Origin of the sequence: Rhodococcus sp. Q1 (assembly GCF_004153645.1) — a bacterium.
GTDB lineage: Bacteria > Actinomycetota > Actinomycetes > Mycobacteriales > Mycobacteriaceae > Rhodococcus > Rhodococcus gordoniae.
Genome location: NZ_SDMJ01000004.1, coordinates 564210 through 584490, shown reverse-complemented (window position 1 = coordinate 584490; position 20281 = coordinate 564210). Strand labels below are relative to the sequence as shown.

The window sequence follows — 20281 nt, the reverse complement described above, 5'->3', positions numbered from 1 at the left end:
CACGGCATCCGGGGACGATCTCGTTGTGGGGGACTCAGAAGTCGATGCGCACGTTCTTGCTCTTCGGCCGGGCCTGGCACGCGAGGACGTAACCGTTGGCGATGTCCTCCTCGTCGAGAATCGCGGAGGGCGGGGTGTCCACCTCTCCTTCGACGACGGTGCACGCGCACGATCCGCACTCGCCCTCACGGCACGAATACGGCACGTCCAGTCCCTTGGACAGCATGATGTCCACCAGAGTGGCGCTGCGCGGCCACACGAGCTCGTGCTCCTCGCCGTCGAGTTGCACTGTCGCAGAGGTCGCGTCGGCATCCGACTCGTCGATCTCGACGAGGGGGACGTCGGCGAACGGATCGCCGGACAGCGAGGTGAAGACCTCGGCGTGGATCCGGTCCTTGGGGACACCTGCCAGGAGCAGGCTGTTGCGGACGGTGTCCATGAACGGGCCGGGCCCGCACATGTACGCGCGGTGATCGGCGAAGGAGGAGATCAAGGTCGCGAGCTGCTGCGGGGACGGCAGGCCCTGCACGCTCTCGAGCCAGTGGACGACGGTGAGGGCGTCGGAGTGTCGTGCGGCGAGCTCACGGAGTTCTTCGGCGAAGATGACCGACTTCTCGTCACGATTGCCGTAGATCACCACCACATTACGGTTTCCGCTGTGCAGTGCCGACTTGAGGATCGACATGACGGGGGTGATCCCGCTTCCGCCGGCGAACAGTACGAGCTTCTCGGTGAGGTCGACCGGGGTGAAGACTCCTGCGGGAGGCAGCACCTCGATGCTCTGGCCGGCGGTGATGTTGTCGCACAGCCAGTTCGAGCCGTATCCGTCGGCGGTGCGCTTGACCGTGACCTTGAGCGGTTCGTCGGCGTGCGGTGAGCTCGCCAGGGAGTAGCACCGAGCCACGGAACCCGTCACCTCGCTGGGGATGCGCAAGGTCAGGAACTGGCCGGGCTTGTAGGTGAAGTCCGCGCGGCGATCCTGTGGTACGTCGAACACCAGTGAACACGCGTCTGCGGTCTCCTGGACGACTGCACTGACGGTCAGCACAGCGGAACGTGAACTGACCGGTGCCTGGACGGCTGTCATCGCAGCGGGTTCCCTTCGATACAACAATTTTCGATCGGACCACGGTAGAACGCCGCCCGATACACACGCGCGTCTCCTCCCGGTAATCGGGACACCGGGAGGAGACAGGCTGTTCGGGATCAGGCGGCGCGTGCGGTGCGGGGGATCAGCACGGTGATCCCGATCGTGACCACGGACAGGACGATGAGCATGACACCGACCATGTTGATTCCGGCGAGTGGGGTCGCCGCGAAGGCGAGCAGCATGGTGGCGATCGACGTACCGACGCCCTGGCCCGCGGTGCGCAGCACGGCGTTCGTGCCGGTCGTCTCGCTCGTGTTGTGCTCGGGCACTGCCTCGACGATCAGATTGGGAATTGCCGTGTAGGCGAAGGCGGTGGCGACGGAGACCACCACGACCATCGCGGTCATGGCGACCACGGAGTGGTGTGCCGTGAGCATGACGACGGTTCCGACGACGAAGAGGCCGGTACCGAGCAGCATCGACACCCGTGAACCCACTGCGGCGGAGATCCGTCCGCTCAGCGGGGTGCACACGAAGCCGAACAGGGAGCCGATGAACGACAGCCAGCCTGCGTGCGTCGCGCTGAGACCGAGGCCGAAGCCGCCGGTCGAGGGCGTCTGCATGATGATCGGGATGATCATGGTGATCACACCCAGTGGTCCTGCCGCGATCGCCACGGTGGCCAGCATCGTGAGGGAGAACTTGCGATCGGTGAACAGGCGCACGTTGATGATGGGGGAGGGGATCCGGAGTTCCCACCGCACGAACAGGACCAGTGCGACGGTGCCACCGAGGATGAGGCCCAGGGTGCGCGCATCGGACCAACCCCACGCCTGGGACTTGTTGACACCGAGCAGGATCGCGGCGACAGCACCGGCGAAGCCCACCGCTCCGAGGTAGTCGATCTTCTCGGAGGTCCCGGTGGGGCGGCGCCAGGGAAGGACGAACCAGACGAGCAGCAGCGCGAAGAGCGCATAGACGGCCGCCACGACGAAGATCATGTGCCAGCTGGCGTTGTCGATCAGCAGGCCGGCGACGAGCAGCGACGCCGAACCCGCGGCGACGGCGGAACCGGAGATCAGTGCCACCGCGACGGGAACGCGCTCGGCCGGAAGGTGTTCGCGTGCCAGGCCGATGCACAGCGGCAGAATCGCACCGGCCACACCCTGGATCGCGCGACCGACGATGATGCTGGTGAGGCTGTCACCGACAGCGCTGACCGTCGAACCCACCGCCGCGACGGCGAGAAGGATCATCAGGATCCGTTCCCGGCCGTACATGTCGCCGAGCCGCCCGCACACCGCGGCGGATGCCGCGGACACGAGCAGGAAGGCCGTCACAGCCCACCCGACCGTCGATGCGTCGCTACCGAATTCGGTGATGAGCGTCGGAATCGCGGCGAACATCATGGATGTTTCGAACGCACTGATGATCTCGACGGCGATCAGGACCGACACGATCACCCACACCGGTTGCCGCCGGTCGAATCGGCCCCGACCTGTGCGGGCCACGGATTCCGAGTGGGAGAGTTCGTTGGCGTAGGACGTCACAGCACATTCCATACTCTCGGCGACCCGATCTCGGGCCGCGGTTCCCGACCCACGAATGGGAGTGTCTCGGATCACTTTCTAGAGCAGGTGAGAGTCGTCCCGCTCTGTGATCCCGATGAGCGGGACCGCGTGCCGGAGATCAGATGAGTGCGGCCTCGTGCACCGTGCGATCGAACTCGGGCAGCTCGGCACCGGTGCGCAGGGTCGTTGCGAGCGCCGGGTCGGCCAGATGCAGACGTCCGATGGCGATCAGGTCGAATTCGTCTTCGCCCAAACGTCGTTCGAGTTCGGGGACGTTGTTGCGCACGGGCGCACTGCCCTGCAGGCGGCTCTCGCGCAAGGAGGTCGCGATTCCCACGCTGCCCACCGCCATCGAGAGTGCTCCGGTGACCTTCTTCGCCCAGCCCGCGAGCGTGAGGTCGCTGCCTTCGAATGCCGGCATGTCGAAACGTCGGATGCTCGCGTCGAACACGTCGACACCTGCTTCGGCCAACGGCGTGAGGACGGCTTTCAGCTCGTCCGGCGTGTGGGCGATCCGCGCTTCGTAGTTCTGCTGCTTGTGCTGTGAGAACCGGTAGAAGATCGGCAGGTCGTCGCCGATGCGCGAGCGGATCGCGGCGACAACCGCAGCAGGGAAGCGGGTGCGGCGCGTGAGGTCTCCGCCCCATTCGTCGTCACGGAGATTCGTTCCCTCCCAGAGGAACGAGTCGAGCAGGTAACCGTGCCCTCCGTGCAGGGCGATGCCGTCGAAGCCGACCCGGGCCGCCGCGGCGGCGGCGTCGGCGTAGGCGGCGACGACCTGCTCGATGTCCTCGAGGGTCATGGCCCGTGTGGGGGCGGATGCCCGTTCGACGTAGCTCTTCCCGTAGGACGTGACGCCGAGCTCGCCCCAGATACCGGACGGCCGCATGGGGGTGAGAGCGGGATCGACATCGGCGGTCATCGCCCCCCAGAGGGGGCCGACATGCCAGAGCTGAGGAACGATACGTCCACCTTCGGCGTGGACGGCATCGACGACGCGGCGCCAGCCTTCGAGGGCTGCTTCGCCGTACATGTGCGGCACCCGCGAGTTGTCGACCGCCGTCGGGTGGTCGATGGCGACACCCTCGGTGACGATCAGGGCGGTACCGCCCGCGGCCCGGCGTCGGTAGTACTCGACGACGTCCGCACCGGGCACGCCACCCGGCGAGTAGGAGCGGGTCATCGGGGACATCACGATGCGGTTGCGGAGCTCGAGAGAGCGCACCGTCAGGGGGCGGAAGAGGGGGGACTCGGTTTCTGGCATCGCGGTCTCGGCTCTTTCGACTCGTAGGATGACGGCTGCAGGGCGGATTCGGCCCGCGCCTCGGTTGTACCCACAGTCCGAGCCGCGAGGCCGAGTATCTCCTGCTCAGTGAGACGCGCGGAGGGAGCGGCGAGGCCGTCCGGCCCGCGGGGTGTCCGCTCAACGGGAATTGTGCAACAGGTCACCATCGAGTACTCTGGAGAGCGCCCACAAGAATCAATTTCAGTTTCGTCGCTGTGGTGGGTGACCAGGTTCGGAGAAAGGGTGGCGATGTCCGACTCGCAACATGCGCAGGTCTCCCAGGCATCGAAGCGCGAACTGCCCGCGTCGATGGTCGAACGTATGACCCTCATTCTCGACGCGTTCGACGACATGTCCTCCAGGCTCACCCTCGAGGAAGTCGCGTGCCGCACTCACCTGCCGCGCTCGACGGTCCACCGCATCCTCGACCAGATGGTACGGCTCGACTGGATCGACCACGCATCCTTCGGGTACTGCCTCGGTCGCCGCGCCAAGACCATGGGTGAGGGCGACGGCGGGCACATCCGCATCCGCGAGGCGGCGGCGCCCCTGCTCCACGAACTGCACATGACGACGGGCATGGTCGCGCACCTGTCCGTGCTCGACGGTCGCGACTGCGTCTACCTCGACAAGATCGGTGGTCAGCTCGCCGCAGCGCTGCCCTCCCGTGTCGGGGGACGCGCACCCGCCTATGCCACCGCCGGCGGTAAGGCACTGCTCGCAGGTCTCGAACCCGAGCAGGTCGATGCTCTCTACGTGGGTCCGCAACTGCCCCCGCGCACGGAGCGGACCATCACCGACCTGTCGACCCTGCACCTCGAACTCAACCGGATCCGCCGCCGTCACGGCCTGGCCTTCGAAACCGGCGAGGCCACCGCCGGTATGTCCTGCGTGGGCGCCGCGATCCGCAGCCCTGCGTCGCCCGTCGCCGCGATCTCCCTGTGCGGGCCCACCCGCCCCGGACACCTCGAACGCATTGCACCGCTGGTCGCCAACGCCGTCCGGGACATCTCCCGCACGCTGTACCCCGAACTGAGCACCCCCCGCCGCAATCGTGCCGCTCGGGCGGCGGATGCGTCGTGGTCACCGCAGGTCATGGAACGCATGCTCGCAACGCAGTCCGACGGCTGGATGTAACACTCATACGCCCGCACCCCCGGTCCCTGCTCGGGGCATCCCGGTGATCGGGAGCGTACGCGCGACGTGAGTGGGATCACTGGAAACCTCGTCGGTATGACGACGCAATTGAGTTTCGAGACCACGGCGAGGGAACTCGCGACCGACCGCGGCACCCTCCGGTATCACGAAGCGGGCCAGGGTGAACCGCTCCTGCTGCTCCACGGATCCGGGCCGGGTGTCACCGGTTGGCGGAACTACCGAGGGGTGCTCGCCGATCTCGCGGAGCACTTCCGCTGCCTGGTCCTGGAATTTCCGGGCTTCGGAGTGAGCGATCCGTGCGAGGGCCACCCGATGGCGATGGCGTCGGTGGCCGTGACGGACTTCCTCGACGGACTCGGCCTCGACCGGGTCTCCGTCATCGGTAACTCGATGGGCGGAATCGTCGGAACGCAATTCGCCATCGCCCAGCCCGATCGGGTGAAGAAACTGGTCACCATCGGAGGGGCGGGACGGTCGGTCTTCGCTCCGTCCCCCGGCGAGGGCATCCGGTTGCTCATGGAGTTCACCGACGATCCGACCCGGGAGAAGCTCGTCCGCTGGCTGCGTTCCATGGTGTACGACCCGGCGATCATCACCGAGGAACTCATCGAGGAGCGGTGGGCACTCGCCACCGAACCGAAGACCCTCGAGATCGCGCGGCGTATGTACAGCACTGCTGCTTTCGCCGCGTCCGCGAAGGCCGCGGCCGCCTCCGACGCCACCCCGTACTGGGCTCAGCTGCACAAGATCACCGCGCCGACCCTGCTCACCTGGGGCCGGGACGACCGTGTCAGTCCCGTGGACATGGGAATGCTCCCGATGCGCGAGCTGCGCCGGGGTGAACTGCACGTGTTCCCCAATTGCGGGCACTGGACGATGATCGAAGCACGCGAGGCATGGCTGTCGACCGTGCTCGCGTTCCTCACCCGAGAAGACTCCTAGGCACCGGTCGCCGAGGGTGCCCGCCGGGTACCCTCGGCGCCGGCCGAGCGGTTCCCGCTCAGTGGAAAATCCACGATACGAGAACCGTTCTCCTGGGACCGTAAGCGCCAACGGAACCGACGCTCACCATGCCGTACCGGGGGCGTCACCCTCACAGAGCTGGAGAGATCATGGGACAGGTGCTCGACTCCGTTTCGGAGTTCGCAGACGAAATCCGCGCAGACGGCGCCGAAGGCGACACCCTCATGCGTCTGACCGACCGCAGCGCAAAAAGACTCCGTGACGCCGGTGTCATCCGGCTCCTGCAGCCGAAGGAATTCGGCGGTCTCGAAGCGCACCCGCGGGAATTCGCGGAGACGGCCATGGCCATCGGTGCGATGGACGGCGCGACCGGCTGGGTCAGCGGCATCGTCGGTGTCCACCCGTGGGAGATGGCCTTCTTCGACCCGAAGGCACAGGAAGAGGTGTGGGGCGAGAATCCCGACACCTGGATCGCCTCCCCGTACGCGCCGATGGGTGTCGCGACCCCCGTCGACGGCGGGTACATCCTCAACGGCCGCTGGTCGTTCTCCTCGGGCACCGATCACTGCGACTGGGTGATGATCGGCGCGGCCGTGGGCGACAAGGACGGCAACCGGCTCAACCCGCCACAGAGCCTGCACGTGCTCCTGCCGCGGTCCGACTACACCATCGACCACGAGAGCTGGAACGTGGTCGGTCTGCGTGGCACCGGATCCAAGGACCTCATCGTCAAGGATGCCTTCCTCCCCGAGTACCGCACCCTGCGCGCGGAGCGCGTCATGGGCGGTGTGGCATGGCAGGACGCCGGCCGGGACGAAACGCTCTACAAGTTCCCGTTCTCGTGCATCTTCCCGCTCGGTATCACCTCGTCGCTCATCGGTATCGCCGAGGGCGCTCTGAACTGCTACATCGAGTCGCAGCGTGAGCGGGTCACGGTGTCCGGCACGGCCATCAAGCAGGATCCCTACGTCTTGTCGTCCCTCGGCAACGCTGCCGCGGAGATCGCCGCGTCCCGGGCCGCCATCCTCGAGACCGTCGATCGTTTCTGGGATCTGACGGAGAAGGGCGTGGAGGTCACCTTCGAACAGCGCGCCATCGGCCGGCGCACGCAGACGGCCGCCGCTTGGCGGGCCGTGGCAGCGGTCGACGAGATCTTCGGCCGTGCCGGCGGTGGCGCACTGCAGTTGAGCAATCCGCTGCAGCGCTTCTGGCGCGACGCCCACGCGGGTCTGAGCCACGCCATCCACGTGCCCGGATCCATCTTCCATGCCGCGACGCTCTGCCAGCTCGGCGAGGAGCCGCAGGGCATGATGCGGTCGATGATCTGACATCACACCACTGACGGCGAAGGAATATTCGGATATGACGGACATCCGGGGCCTGGGTTATCTCAGGATCCAGACCACAGACATCACTCGGTGGCGAGAACTCGTCGTCGACGGGCTCGGCATGGCGGTCGGTACCGGGCCCGAGGCCGACGGTCTCTACCTGCGTATCGACGAGCGCCGTGCACGTCTGATCGTGCTTCCCGGCGAGGTCGACAAGGCGCTCGCCGTGGGCTGGGAGGTGCGCGACGAGTTCGCTCTCCGCCGCGTGCGCGAGGCGGTCGAGAAGGCCGGTATCGAGGTGGAGGTGCTCTCGGAGGAAGAGTCCACCTACCGCGACGCCGAGCAGGTCATCGCTTTCGACGACCCGGGCGGAACTCGCACCGAGGTCTTCTTCGGGCCGGTGCTCGACCACAGCCCGATCGTGACGCCTTTCGGTGGCACCTTCCACACCGGTGAGGAAGGGCTCGGACATGTCGTCCTGCCCACCGCAGCCTTCGCCGAGTCCTACGAGTTCTACACCGAGGTGCTCGGTTTCCTCCCGCGCGGAGCGACCCGGCTCGGCGGACTCTCGGCCCCCCCGCCGGTCCGGCGAGTGCGTTTCCTCGGCGTCAACCGCCGTCATCACAGCCTCGCGCTGTGCCCGGCCCCGCCCGGGAGTGCGCCCGGTCTCGTGCATCTGATGCTCGAGGTCGACACCCTCGACGCGGTCGGTCAGGCCCTGGATCGGGTGAACAAGCTCGGTTTCTCGATTTCGTCGACGCTGGGCCGCCACACCAACGACAAGATGGTCTCGTTCTATGTCCGGGCTCCGGGCGGATGGGACCTCGAGTTCGGCACGGAGGGGATGCTCGTCGACGAGACCTTCTACACCGCAGAGGAAATCACCGCGGACAGTTACTGGGGCCACGACTGGTCGGGTTCCGAACCGCTCGCGGCGTTCTCGCCTCCGGTGGGCTGATCGAGTTCGTCCACCCGGATACCTTCCGACGATGCCACGGCGTACGACGCCGTGGCATCGTCGCGTCGGTGGCCCTGTCCGATCGCCCCGGTGCACCGGGGAGGGCGGCTCCCGGTGAGCGGGACCGGAAGGCGGTGCATCACAGTCTTCGGCGAGAGTGATGTGGATTACAGCTCGTGCCGGATCCTCACGCATCTCGACGCGGGCCGTCCCTACGCATGCCCGAGGTGCTCCTGTGACGTCACTGCTGACCGAACGAATCGCCGACTTCGCCGCCGCGCGCAATGCCCGCGCGCTGCCGCCGGAAGTCGCCGACTACACCGGACTCATCGTCTTCGACACCCTCGTGTGCGGCCTCGCCGCAGCACACATGGAACGTACTCGCATGGCACACAAGGTGATCGATCGCCTCGGTGGGCCCGAGGAAGCCACGGTGTTCGGCCGTTCGACCAAAGCGCCTGCCGCCGTCGCCGCTGCGTTCAACTCCGAGATCACCTACGCGCTCGACGCGGACGACACGCTCTTCAACTCGGCGCACTTCGCGACGATCGTGGTCTCCTCGGCCCTCGCCGAGGCCGAACGCGTCGGTGCGTCCGGCGACAACCTGCTCCGTGCCGTCGCTGTCGGCTACGACATGACCGCGCGGCTCAACCTCGCATGCTCGTTCATGGAGGTCGTCGACGGAAAGATGAAGTGGTCGGAACTCTTCGGGAGCGGATACGGCACTCTCGGCACGGTCGTCTCCGCCGGCCTGGTGTCGGGTGTGTCCCGCGACCGGATGATCCACGCGCTCGCGCTCGCTGCGGCGACAGCCCCGACGGCCCGGAACACCCACAACACCGAACGCACGGAACTGGCCACCTACAAGTACTGCCCGAACATGCATGTGGTGCAGGCAGGAATGACGGCATTGATTCTTGCCGAGGCCGGCTATCTGGGGGAACCGGACCTACTCGACCTCGAACCGGGATTCTTCGAGGCCCAGGGATTCCGTTCGGTGCGGCGCGAGGCGATCACCGAGGACATCGGAGACCACTGGTGGATACTCGACAGTGCCGTGAAGTACTACCCGGCCTGCCGCTACACGGGTGCCCCCATCGATGCGTTGCGCGCGCTCGTCCGTGAACACGGCTGGGGGCCGGACGATATCGAACACATCGAGGTTCGGCTCAACCCCGGCGCCTACAGCCAGCGGGTGTTCCACACGCCGGCAACGAGTATCGAACCCGACCATCGTGCCGCGATCCACGGAGCCTTCAACATCCCCTATCTGCTCGCACTGGCCGTCCTGCAGATCACACCCGGACCCGCGTGGTTCGATCCGATCCACACCCAGGATCCGAAGGTGTGGGACATCGCGTCCAGAATCGTGACGGCACCCGATCCCGAACTCGACCGCGACTGGGGAGATGCCGTGGCCGATTCGACGATCGGCCGCCCCCGCCGAACCCGTGCCTCGATGACGGTGCGCGCCCGCGGCCGGGAGTACGCGGTGGACACGGAGTTCACTCGGGGAGACCCCTGGACCCCGGAGACCCGTGCGGACTGGGACAGCGTGATGAGCAAAGCGGTGGACTTCTGCGGTGATCTCGTCTCCGTGGAACGACTCGAGCGGCTCGCCCGGACGGTTCGCGATCTCGGCTCCGTGCAGAACGTGGCGACCGAACTCGCACCGCTCCTGCGCGTCGAGTGACCTCGGGACGCGGCGGCGGAAGTATCCACCCGGAACTCCGACACGGCCGGTCGCTGCCGTAGCCGCACGCGGGTGCACAAGGGGCGGCGCGTGGAACCCGGATATGCTGCGGGGGAAGCGCACACACGACACGAGGAGTCCGATGACCGCCGACGACGTTCTGGACGCGGTCCGGGAATCGACCCCGGGGATCGCCGATCGGGCCGCACGTGTCGACCAGTTCGGCCGCATTCCCGACGAGACCATCCGCGATCTCGTCTCGGCCGGGGTGTTCCGCATGTTGCAGCCCCGCCGGTACGGCGGATCGGAGACCGAACCCGCGCGGTTCTACGAAGTGGTGCGGACGATTTCGGAGGTCTGCGGCTCGACGGGATGGATCGCCTCCATCGTCGGTGTCCATCCCTGGCATCTCGCTCTGTTCGACGACCGGGCGCAACGCGACGTGTGGGGTGAGGACGATTCCGTGCTCATCTCCTCGGCGTACGCCCCGGTCGGAAGACTCGTCCCCGTCGACGGTGGTGGTTACCGCCTGTCCGGAACGTGGATGTTCTCCTCCGGCTGCGGGTTCGCGTCGTGGGCGCTGCTCGGTGCGGTGATCGTCGGGTCGGAAGGGCAGCCCGTCGATGTCGTCACCGTTCTCGTTCCGAAGTGCGACTACGTGATTCGCGACGTGTGGAACGTCGTGGGACTGCGAGGGACGAGCAGCAACGAGATCGTCGTCGACGACGTGTTCGTCCCCGGCTACCGGGTGAAGAGCAACTACGAGACCTCGCAGCTGCGAGGGCCGGGCCAGAAGGTCAACACCGGTCCGCTCTATCGGCTTCCGTTCGCCGCCATGTTCACCACCACCGTCGCCGTGCCCATCGTGGGAGTGGTCGCCGGATGTTACGACGAGTATCTGTCGGCGATGCGCGAGCGGGTGCGGCTGAGTCTGGGTGGGGGACGTTTCGTGGACGATCCGTTCGCGCAGGTCGCCGTGGGACGGGCAGCATCGGATATCGACGCGGCGACGCTCCAGCTCGACCGTAATATGCGTGAGCTGTGGACGCTGGCGCGGGCGGGCGCGGAGATCCCGCTGCAACTGCGCTTGCGTACCCGGCGGGATCAGGTGCGGGCCACCGAGCGAGCGGTCGAGGCGATCGACCTGTTGTTCAAGACGGCCGGGGGGACGTCGTTGTTCCTCGGCGGTGTCATCGAACGTGCCTGGCGCGACGCACATGCCGGAAGCGTCCACGTCGCGAACGAACCCGAGCGGGCCTATGCCTTGTACGGACGGGACGCATTCGGGTTGCCGGTCGAGGACAACCTCATCTGATATCTGATCTCCGCGCTCGCGGTGGGGACGCCGCGAGTGTTTCTGCCCGTTCTCCCGGCCACCGGGAATTCTTCACCGCCGAGGGGGAACGGCCTCTACGGTCCGAGGGGATCACTCCACCCTCTGCGGGATCGTGTGCCGCTCTCCGTTTTCGGAAGGACCTTCCATGAGCACTTCTCCGGTTCGCCCTGTCCCCGCCGGCGAGATCGAACGCTGGGATCTCGAAGCCGACGTCGTGGTCGCCGGTTTCGGTATCGCCGGTGTCTCCGCGGCGATCGGTGCGGCCGAGAGTGGCGCCGACGTACTGGTGCTCGAACGTACCGGTGGCGGTGGGGGAGCGGCGGCGCTGTCGGGCGGTATCGTCTACCTCGGCGGTGGCACGCGACTGCAGAAGGCGTGCGGATTCGACGACACCCCCGAGCAGATGAAGACCTTTCTCGCCGCGGCCCTCGGCCCGGGTGTGGACGAGGACAAACTCGACGTCTACTGCGAGGGCAGCGTCGACCACTTCGAGTGGCTCGAAGCGTGCGGCGTGCCCTACAAGGAGAGCTTCTGGTCGCAGCCCGGGTGGGAGTGCCCCGTGGACGACTCGCTCATGTACAGCGGTGGTGAGAACGCCGCGCCGTTCACCGCACTCGTCGACCCCGCTCCTCGTGGGCATCTCGCTCAGGTGCCGATGCCGCGCAACGGTGATCAGGCTGCCGGTCACGTGCTCATGACGACCCTGATCGCGAAGGCCGCCGATCTCGGCGTGCGTGTCGAATCCGATGTCCGGGTCCAGCGTCTCGTCGTCGACGAGACCGGACGCGTCGTAGGGATCGTCGCCACGAGGTTCGGCGCTCCGCTCACGGTACGTGCGCGCGGCGGTGTCGTACTCGCCACCGGGTCGTTCGCCTACAACGACGAGATGATGCAGGCGCACGCCCCGCGGTTGTACAAGCGGCCTGCCGCGACCGTGGAGGAGCACGACGGTCGTGGAATCGCGATGGCTCAGGCACTCGGAGCGCGACTGGCGCATATGGATGCCTGTGAGGTCGCGTTCTTCTGCGACCCGCAACTGATCGCGCGAGGCATCCTGGTCAACGGCCGGGGGCAGCGCTACGTCACCGAGGACACCTATCCCGGGCGGATCGGCCAGCTCACCATGTACCAGAACGACAATCAGGCGTTCCTGGTCATCGACGAACAGGCCTACGAGGAAGGAATGGCCACACCGACGTCGAGTCCGCAACTCCGTCACCAGCCGACCTGGGTGTGTGGGACGGTGTCGGAACTCGAGTCCGAAATGGGTCTTCCCGCAGGAACTCTCGTCTCGACGGTGGAGCTCTACAATCGGCACGCCGAATCGGGGGCGGATCCGGTCCTCGGAAAGAAGGCGGAGTGGGTGCGGCCCCTCCGATCGCCGATCGCCGCGATCGATCTGCGCGGCATGACCGGAGGTTTCACCCTGGGGGGACTGCAGACCTCGGTGGACTCGGAAGTTCTTCATGTGGACGGAGATCCGATTCCCGGTCTGTATGCGGCGGGCCGTTGTACATCCGGCCTCTCGGCGTGGGGCTACTGCAGCGGCATCTCCCTCGGTGACGGTAGCTTCTTCGGCCGGCGCGCGGGAATGCGTGCGGCGGCGAAGTGAGTGGCACCGGAATGTCCCCTCGGACGCGATGAGCGGGGCATTCCGGATCCGGGTCCGGGAGGGCTCCGCATCTCGTGTCGTGCGAGCGTGCCGCGGGGCGATGCCGGGTTCGCGACCCCTGCCGTGCGCCGGCTCTGCAATTCGCGCCGGCGGCCGGCGACCGGACCTCGGTGCCGGGTGCGCGGCCTGATCGGGTATTCGAACACGCGAGGAGCGTTGTCGCCGTACACGGAAAGGGCGGACCTCCTCACCGTCCTCTGCACGCATTGTGTATGTTCGACGCCGCGAACAGGGGGGGCATCGATGAACGAACGCAGGACTGGGCACGGTTGTCGGGGGCCGGCCCTCGGGCGAGGCCGACCGGCACGGAATTCGTCTCCGTGCCCGGGACGAAATATGTACCCGAACGAGGATTTGGTGTAGAACATTTCGGAAAGATGTAACTTATGTCCGAAAAGCACGTTCTCTTCATCGTGAAAGGGAGATCCGAGAAGTGGATCCGAGCCGAATACGTGCCCTGCAGATCGGCCGCTGGCGTCTCAAATACAGACTCGCGGCCGTGCTGTCGATTCCCCTCGTCGTCGCTGTCGCTCTCGGTGCCGTACGCGTCACGACTCAGCTCGACGAAGCGCAGCGGTCGGCCGCATTGTCCGAACAGACCGTTGTCGCCCCGGCACTGCTCGACTTCTCCACCGCTCTGATCAGCGTCGCTACCGCCACGAGCCTCGGATTCACCCCCAAGAACGCAACCTCGGACGATGTGACGCAGTCCATGGCCACTCTCAGGGAACTCGCCGCAGGAGCCGATCTCAACTCCGATGTCGCCGTAGAACTCGATGCGCTGCTCGCCGACGGCGACCAGCTCTACGCCGCGGTCATGAACTCCTCCCTCGGCGTCGACGAGCTCGGTCGCCGGACCACCGACTTCCTGGTGCGGTGCAAGAATCTCTTCCGGGACCTGTTCGACCTGTTCGAGAACCACGACGCTCTCGTCGACGCCACGAACCTGCTCCTGATGTGGGACGCGCAGCTCAACCTCCTCGACCAGATGGAGTCCTTCCGGCTGCTGTCCACCAACCCCGAGGCCGCCCGGCTCCTGGCGACCAACGCCATGAACATCGAAGAGTCGACGCTGCGACTCCTTCGAGGATCGGGGCTCGATACCGGGCAGATCGACGGGATGCTCGGCGATATCGAAGCGCGCCGTAGGCTGATCGAGAACTTCACGCCGAGCAGGCAATTCGGGGAAGACCTCCGCAACGCCATGATTTCGGCGTCCCAGCCTTATGCGGAGGGGATCGACAGCGCCAGCGCGCGCATCATCGGGACGCTCGAAGAACTGGCGGACGAGACACGTACCGCGGCCACCCGCGACGCGCTCCTCGTCACGGCAGCACTCGTACTCGCCCTGCTCCTCGCGATAGCAGTCATCCGTTCCCTGTCGGTGCCCCTGGGACGTCTGCGAGACAACACTCTCGCAGCGGCGAACACCGAGCTTCCCGCCGCCATCGCGGCGGTCAAGGACGGGGCCGACATCGACACCGTCCGTCTCGCTCCCGTCGGCACCGATACGGACGAGGAGATCGGCGAACTCTCCCGAGCGGTGGATTCGATGAACACGCAGGCGCTGCGTCTCGCCGGCGAGCAGGCCCACCTGAGGAAACAGGTGAACGTGATGCTCGAGACGCTGGCACGCCGCAACAAGACCCTCGTCGAACAGCAACTCTCGCTGATCGAATCTCTCGAATACGAGGAGAAGGATCCCGCCCGGTTGCAGAGCATGTTCGCTCTCGATCATCTGGCGACGCGCATGCGGCGTACCGGCGAATCCCTGTTGGTTCTCGCAGGCACGCGCCCGCGTACTCGCAGCGGGCCCGCACCGCTCGGCGACGTGCTCCGCGGTGCGGTGTCCCAGGTGGAGAACTACCAGCGGGTGCAGATCGGGAACACCCCGCACGGATATCTCGTCGGTAAGGCGGTGAACGACGTGGTGCATCTGGTGGCCGAACTCGTCGACAACGCGCTGCGGGCTTCCCCGCCCACCACTCCCGTCAGGTTCGAGTTCTCCTCCGCCGTGGAGGGTGGCCTGCTTCTCGATATCGCCGATCGCGGAATCGGTATTCCCCGAGATGCCATGGAGGAGATCAATATCCGTCTCGCGGCGGGTGAGAATGCCGATGTCGACGCCCCGCGTCAACTGGGATTGTTCGTGATCGGGCGCCTGGCGGCCCGCAACGGCATGAGCGTGCGTCTGAGGCCGACCTTCGACACCGAGACGAACGCCGGTGTCACGGCGTCGGTCTACTTCCCGGCCACCCTCCTCAGCGAGGTGCACACGGTCCAGCCCACCGTGATGACGGAACGCCCCCGCCGGCTCAGGACCGAGGAACTTCCGTCCTTGGTGCCGTCGACGACGCCCGCCGGAGGTATCGCCCACGGAAAGCATCGTGGTTGACGTGTGACCGGAAGTGATGCCACCGGCGTCTCGACGGCGGTGGCATCACTCGTACCGCAGGTGTTCCGGTCTGCCGGTGGTCTCGGCCGGCCACCGAACCGTGCTCGCGCGGTACCCCCGGCTCACATCCCCCCGACGGACCCGTCGGGAAGATGCACTGCGGACCCGGTGGGCCGCGGCCACGGATGCCCTGTCAAGCGTTCGATGTCGTTGTTGAAGCGTTCGAGCCACCGTGCGAAGGTGGCGACCTCGTCCTCGGACCAGTCGGTCAGCACGCGCTCGAGCGCGGCGACTCCGTGGGCGCGCTCGGCGGCGAGCTTTTCCTCGCCCGAGGAGGTGATCCGGAATTTGCGGGCCATCCCGCCGTCCGGGTCGGGGATACGTTCGACCAGCCCGGCGGCGGTCATCGCCGAGGTCTGCCGGTTGAGTGTCGAACTGTCCAGATCGAGTGCGTCGCTGAGTTGGCCGATCGACATCGGGCCCTGCATGCTGATGCGGCTGAGAACCGTATAGGCGCTGCGGTCGAGCGAATGCCTGCCGCGTTTGCGGCTGTTGATGTTCGCCAGGTGCCGGCCGAGCAGCATCGCTTCGAACTCGATCAAGTGGGTCGGCTTGGTCATCGAAAGTCTTTCGTGAAGAACGTCACCCGAGTAGGTCGCCACGTTGCGGCGTCATCAGTATGTACTGTACACATCGAATGCATGATGCGTCGAATATGCATCATGCATATTTCTTTCCTTTCAGGAGTTCTATGACAGACATATCCGAAAATACCCCGGTCCGTTCCGGGGCTCTCGTCGGTGTCCTCGCCTTCACCGGCATCATCGCGGCGCTCATGCAGACCCTGGTCGTGCCCTTGATCGTGGACTTGCCGACCATGGTGAACACCTCTGCCGCGAACGCGTCATGGGTGATCACCGTGACCTTGCTCGCCGGTGCCGTGGCGACTCCGGTCACCGGACGACTGGGCGACATGTACGGCAAACGCCGCATGATGCTCGTCTGCCTCGTGCCGGTGATCGCCGGTTCGATCGTGTGTGCGCTCTCGTCCACACTCGTGCCGATGGTGATCGGTCGCGGTCTGCAGGGAATCGGCGTAGGTCTGATCCCGTTGGGAATCAGCCTCCTTCGGGACGTACTGCCGTACGACCGTCTGCATTCGGCCGTGGCACTGATGAGTGCGTCCATGGGCGTCGGCGGCGCTCTCGGACTGCCTGCATCTGCCGCCGTTGCACAGTACGTGCATTGGCGGTTCCTGTTCTGGGGCGTGGCGGTGCTCGGTGCGGTGGCGCTGGGTGCGTTGTGGTGGGTTCTCCGCGATGTTCCCGTCCTGCAGTCCGGCGGACGCTTCGACGCGGTGGGAGCGGTCGGTCTGAGTGCGGCCCTCGTCTGTCTGTTGCTGGCGATCTCCAAGGGCGCCGACTGGGGCTGGTCGAGCACCCTCACGATCGGTTTCCTCGCCGCTGCCGTCCTGCTGCTCGTGGTGTGGGGATGGTGGGAGCTGCGGGTCCGCGATCCGTTGGTGGATCTGCGCGTCACCGCCCGCCGGCCCGTGCTGCTCACCAACAGTGCTTCGATCGTGGTGGGTTTCGCGATGTACGCCCAGTCGCTGATTCTCCCGCAGATCCTGCAGCTGCCGGAAGAGACCGGTCACGGACTGGGCCAGTCCATGATCATGATGGGTCTGTGCATGGCACCGGGTGGTCTGATGATGATGGCGGTCTCTCCCATCGGAGGAAAGCTCTCGGCTCACCGCGGTCCGAAGACCACGCTGCTGGTGGGCTGCCTGATCATCGCTCTGGGGTACACGGCGGGGCTGCTGTTGATGGGATCGGTCCTGGGCCTGGCGGTCGTCGCCGCGATCTGCAGCACGGGAGTCGGGTTCGCATACGGTGCGATGCCCGCCCTGATCATGGGGGAGGTCCCTGCCACGGAGACGGCATCCGCCAACAGCGTGAACAGTCTCATGCGGTCGGTCGGCACGTCCTCCGCTTCCGCCGTCATCGGTGTCGTCCTCGCGCAGATGAGCGTGCCGTTCGCCGGTCATACCATTCCCACGGAGTCCGGCTTCCGGGTCGTCCTGCTGACGGGCGCAGGCGTCGCGCTTCTCGCGGCCGTCCTCACCGTCGCCGTTCCGCAGTCGCGCCGGGCCCGTCTCGCGAAGGTCGACGCCGACGCGACGCCCTCCGTGAGGGTGTGACGACGACTTCCTCCGCCCGCCGGTAGCGGCGGACGGAGGAAGTATCGGCGGAGTTACCGCGCGTCGAGCCCGAACGCCCCGCGGTAGAACACCATCGGACTCTGGTCGCCGACGCACTCCAGTTCGGCGACACGTCCGATGACGACATCGTGGTCACCTGCCACGTGCACATCCTCGACCGAGGCGTGCACCCGCATGAGAACGCCGGGCAGCGACGGAGTGCCCCAGCGGGACAGACCCCAGTCGAGACCGTCGAACTTGAGGCCGCGGCCGGACCCGAAGCGAGCGCACAGATCGGTCTGGTTCTCGCCGAGGACGTTGACGGTGAACCAGCCGGTACGGCGCAACCGCGGCCATGCACGCCCACGGTGGTCGGCGCAGAACAGCACGAGGGGCGGCTCGAGCGAGACCGACGCGAACGACTGGCACGCGAAACCGGTGGGGCCGTCCTCGTCGAGACCGGTCACGACGGTGACTCCGCTGGCGAAACGTCCCATGGCACGTCGCATCTCGTCCGGGCCGGGAACGCCGAGTTCGAACGTCGCGTCCTGGGTCTGAATTCCGGTCTGCATGTGCCTCACTCCGATTCGCTCTGGTCGCGGCCTCCGGCGACGTCCTACGAATCGAGCGTATGGGTGACGCGCGACACCCCGGAACGGCTTCTCGCTGAGTGGACATCCGGTCGCCGCGCCGTGTGCACGGGACGTCTGGGCCCTTCCATCCCACCGTTCGGGACCGCGAAAGATCCGCAATGCGACAATCTGGCCGGTGATGCGGTGCGGAAACGACGGGCCGTGATCGTGGAGAGGGGAACCGGTGCCCAGAATCGGCAAGGCGCGCGACGGGGCGGAGCCGACCTCCGCCGAGCAGCGGCGACGGCAGGTGCGGATCCTGGAGGCCGCGGCACGGCTGGGCTCCGAGCACGAACTCGCTCGCGTCCAGATGACGGAGATCGCACGGAACGCCGGGGTGGCGATCGGCACGCTGTACAGGTATTTCCCATCGAAGACGCATCTGTTCGTGGCGTTGCTCCTCGATCGCCTCGAACTCGGCGCGGATCGGCTTCCCGCGCGGAAACCGGGGATGAACGCCCGGGATGCGATCACCGAGGTGCTGATCGAGATGACCCGGCGGTTCGTCGACCGGCCTCGCCTGGCGTCCGCGATGCTGTTGTCCAACAGCACCGCGCCGGCGAACGTGGTGCCCGACTCCGTGGAAGTGCGGCGGACGTTCCTCCGGATCCTGTTCGACAAGGCGGGACTCGACGACCCCACCGACGAGGATCGCAACACGCTGCGACTGTTGTCGATGTTGTGGTCCGGGCTGCTGGTGACATATCTCAACGGCGGAGCGACTCTCGCGGAGACCGAGGCGGATGTGCGAAGCAGTTGCGAGCTGCTGCTCGCCCATCTGGGGGATTAGGGAAGGGCTCCGGAAACGACACGAGTCCCGTTCCACCGTCGTGCGGGGAACGGGACTCGCGTGATCACGACCGGCCGGTTACCCGGCCGCCCCGATCGGGGGTGCGGTGTCGAGGGCGTCCCCGAGGGCCGCTGCGGTAGCTTCCGCTCCGCCGAAGGTGAACGCCAACTGCCGTCCCCACAGGAAGTAGCGGTGGATGGGGTAGTCGATGTCGGCGCCGATACCGCCGTGCAGGTGCTGGCCGGTCAGGCCGACTCGCACACCACCGCGCGATGCCCACCACTTGGCGACGAGCGCCGCGGACTCGGCTTCGTCCTCGCGCCCGACGTCGAGCAGCCATGCGGCCCGGCGCATGGTGAGCCGGATCGCTTCGGTGTCGAGGTAGGCATCGGCCGCGCGCAACGCAACGGCCTGATTCGTCGACAACGGCCGGCCGAACTGCACGCGCTCCGAGGTGTACACCGCCGTGGCCCGAAGCGTTTCCTCGCATACCCCCAGCTGAACGGCAGCCAGAGCGATGCGGATGCGGCGCCGCGTCCAGGCCGCGATCTCCGCACCGTCGCCGGGCAGGACATCCTCGGCTCCGATGTGTACGTCCGTGAACTGCACGGCTGCCTCGGCGCCGCGGCCGGTCACGGCCGCCGGGACGGCCTCGACGCCGGGCGCATCCACCGGTGCGATCACCACGGCGACCGAATCGTCGTCGCACCGAACGGGTACGACGACGCCGGCGATGATGGGTGCCCACGGAACCGACGGGATCTGTCCGCTGATGACGAGGTCGTCACCCTTGCGGATCGCGGTCACGGTGGGGCTCGCCCCGGGAGTGTCGTCGAAGGCGCCGGTCAGTACGACGGAACCGTCGACGAGTCCCGGAAGGTAACGCCCCACCTGCGTTTCCGTGCCGAACTGCGCGAGCGGAAGAGCCGCGCCCGCCACGGTGGACCACACGGGGACGGGGGCGACGCGCCGGCCCTGCTGCTGCAGGATCGTCGTCAGTCCGAGCATGCCCATGCCGGCGCCACCCGAGGATTCGGGAAGAGCCAGTCCCAGAAGCCCGGAGTCGGCGAGTGCCTGCCACAGGGGAGCGTCGAAGCCGCCCTCCTTGCGCTCCACCTCGACCACACGCTCGACCTTGGCCAGGGAACCGAAGACCTGCGATGCCAGGTCCTCGACCGCGATCAGGTCGTCATCGAGCTCGAATTCCATG

General features: G+C 66.7%; 16 protein-coding genes. 10 read left to right on the top strand and 6 right to left on the bottom strand.

Annotation, left to right across the window (positions count from 1 at the left end):
• Window positions 1-34: 34 nt before the first annotated feature.
• The 3 genes from EQ874_RS14985 to EQ874_RS14975 all read right to left on the bottom strand — a co-directional run bounded on the left by EQ874_RS14985 (window position 35) and on the right by EQ874_RS14975 (window position 3925).
• Window positions 35-1087 carry a ferredoxin--NADP reductase gene (locus tag EQ874_RS14985; protein ID WP_129977233.1) on the bottom strand — a complete coding sequence of 351 codons (1053 nt, stop codon included), beginning with the start codon at window positions 1085-1087 and terminating at the stop codon, window positions 35-37.
• A gap of 119 nt (window positions 1088-1206) precedes the next feature.
• Window positions 1207-2553 carry an MFS transporter gene (locus EQ874_RS14980; RefSeq protein WP_064063495.1) on the bottom strand — a complete coding sequence of 449 codons (1347 nt, stop codon included), beginning with the start codon at window positions 2551-2553 and terminating at the stop codon, window positions 1207-1209.
• A gap of 226 nt (window positions 2554-2779) precedes the next feature.
• On the bottom strand, window positions 2780-3925 hold the full coding sequence (locus tag EQ874_RS14975; protein WP_064063452.1) for a 12-oxophytodienoate reductase: 1146 nt from the start codon (window positions 3923-3925) through the stop codon (window positions 2780-2782).
• A 270-nt stretch (window positions 3926-4195) separates the two neighbouring features.
• Between EQ874_RS14975 and EQ874_RS14970 the strand changes: the two genes are divergently transcribed.
• From EQ874_RS14970 to EQ874_RS14935, 8 genes are all read left to right on the top strand, one after another.
• Window positions 4196-5083 carry an IclR family transcriptional regulator gene (locus EQ874_RS14970; RefSeq protein ID WP_064063453.1) on the top strand — a complete coding sequence of 296 codons (888 nt, stop codon included), beginning with the start codon at window positions 4196-4198 and terminating at the stop codon, window positions 5081-5083.
• Window positions 5084-5179: 96 nt separating this feature from the next.
• Complete coding sequence (locus tag EQ874_RS14965; protein ID WP_016931766.1) at window positions 5180-6046, top strand: alpha/beta fold hydrolase; 867 nt, start codon at window positions 5180-5182, stop codon at window positions 6044-6046.
• Window positions 6047-6216: 170 nt separating this feature from the next.
• Entirely contained in the window at window positions 6217-7395 is a 1179-nt protein-coding gene (locus EQ874_RS14960; protein ID WP_064063454.1) for an acyl-CoA dehydrogenase family protein, read from the top strand.
• Between the two features lie 34 nt (window positions 7396-7429).
• Complete coding sequence (bphC, locus tag EQ874_RS14955) at window positions 7430-8353, top strand: biphenyl-2,3-diol 1,2-dioxygenase (protein WP_064063455.1); 924 nt, start codon at window positions 7430-7432, stop codon at window positions 8351-8353.
• Between the two features lie 235 nt (window positions 8354-8588).
• Entirely contained in the window at window positions 8589-10046 is a 1458-nt protein-coding gene (locus EQ874_RS14950; RefSeq protein WP_165369253.1) for an MmgE/PrpD family protein, read from the top strand.
• A gap of 142 nt (window positions 10047-10188) precedes the next feature.
• The gene (hsaA, locus tag EQ874_RS14945) at window positions 10189-11361 is read left to right on the top strand and encodes a 3-hydroxy-9,10-secoandrosta-1,3,5(10)-triene-9,17-dione monooxygenase oxygenase subunit (RefSeq protein WP_129977231.1); all 1173 of its coding nucleotides are present in this window, start codon (window positions 10189-10191) and stop codon (window positions 11359-11361) included.
• 166 nt (window positions 11362-11527) lie between these two features.
• Window positions 11528-12994: an FAD-dependent oxidoreductase gene (locus EQ874_RS14940; RefSeq protein WP_129977230.1), complete on the top strand. Its 1467-nt coding sequence runs from the start codon at window positions 11528-11530 to the stop codon at window positions 12992-12994.
• Window positions 12995-13553: 559 nt separating this feature from the next.
• Window positions 13554-15449: an ATP-binding protein gene (locus EQ874_RS14935; RefSeq protein ID WP_242496770.1), complete on the top strand. Its 1896-nt coding sequence runs from the start codon at window positions 13554-13556 to the stop codon at window positions 15447-15449.
• 122 nt (window positions 15450-15571) lie between these two features.
• On the opposite strand, the gene EQ874_RS14930 is transcribed toward EQ874_RS14935, so the two are convergent.
• Entirely contained in the window at window positions 15572-16069 is a 498-nt protein-coding gene (locus tag EQ874_RS14930) for a MarR family winged helix-turn-helix transcriptional regulator (protein WP_129977228.1), read from the bottom strand.
• 131 nt (window positions 16070-16200) lie between these two features.
• Here EQ874_RS14930 and EQ874_RS14925 point away from each other — a divergent pair, with 131 nt between their 5' ends.
• Complete coding sequence (locus EQ874_RS14925) at window positions 16201-17649, top strand: MFS transporter (protein WP_016931868.1); 1449 nt, start codon at window positions 16201-16203, stop codon at window positions 17647-17649.
• 53 nt (window positions 17650-17702) lie between these two features.
• On the opposite strand, the gene EQ874_RS14920 is transcribed toward EQ874_RS14925, so the two are convergent.
• Window positions 17703-18221 carry a flavin reductase family protein gene (locus EQ874_RS14920; RefSeq protein WP_129977227.1) on the bottom strand — a complete coding sequence of 173 codons (519 nt, stop codon included), beginning with the start codon at window positions 18219-18221 and terminating at the stop codon, window positions 17703-17705.
• A gap of 244 nt (window positions 18222-18465) precedes the next feature.
• Between EQ874_RS14920 and EQ874_RS14915 the strand changes: the two genes are divergently transcribed.
• Entirely contained in the window at window positions 18466-19071 is a 606-nt protein-coding gene (locus EQ874_RS14915) for a TetR family transcriptional regulator (protein ID WP_226950059.1), read from the top strand.
• Window positions 19072-19149: 78 nt separating this feature from the next.
• Here EQ874_RS14915 and EQ874_RS14910 read toward each other — a convergent pair whose 3' ends face one another.
• On the bottom strand, window positions 19150-20280 hold the full coding sequence (locus tag EQ874_RS14910; RefSeq protein WP_016931871.1) for an acyl-CoA dehydrogenase family protein: 1131 nt from the start codon (window positions 20278-20280) through the stop codon (window positions 19150-19152).
• Window position 20281 lies beyond the last annotated feature (1 nt).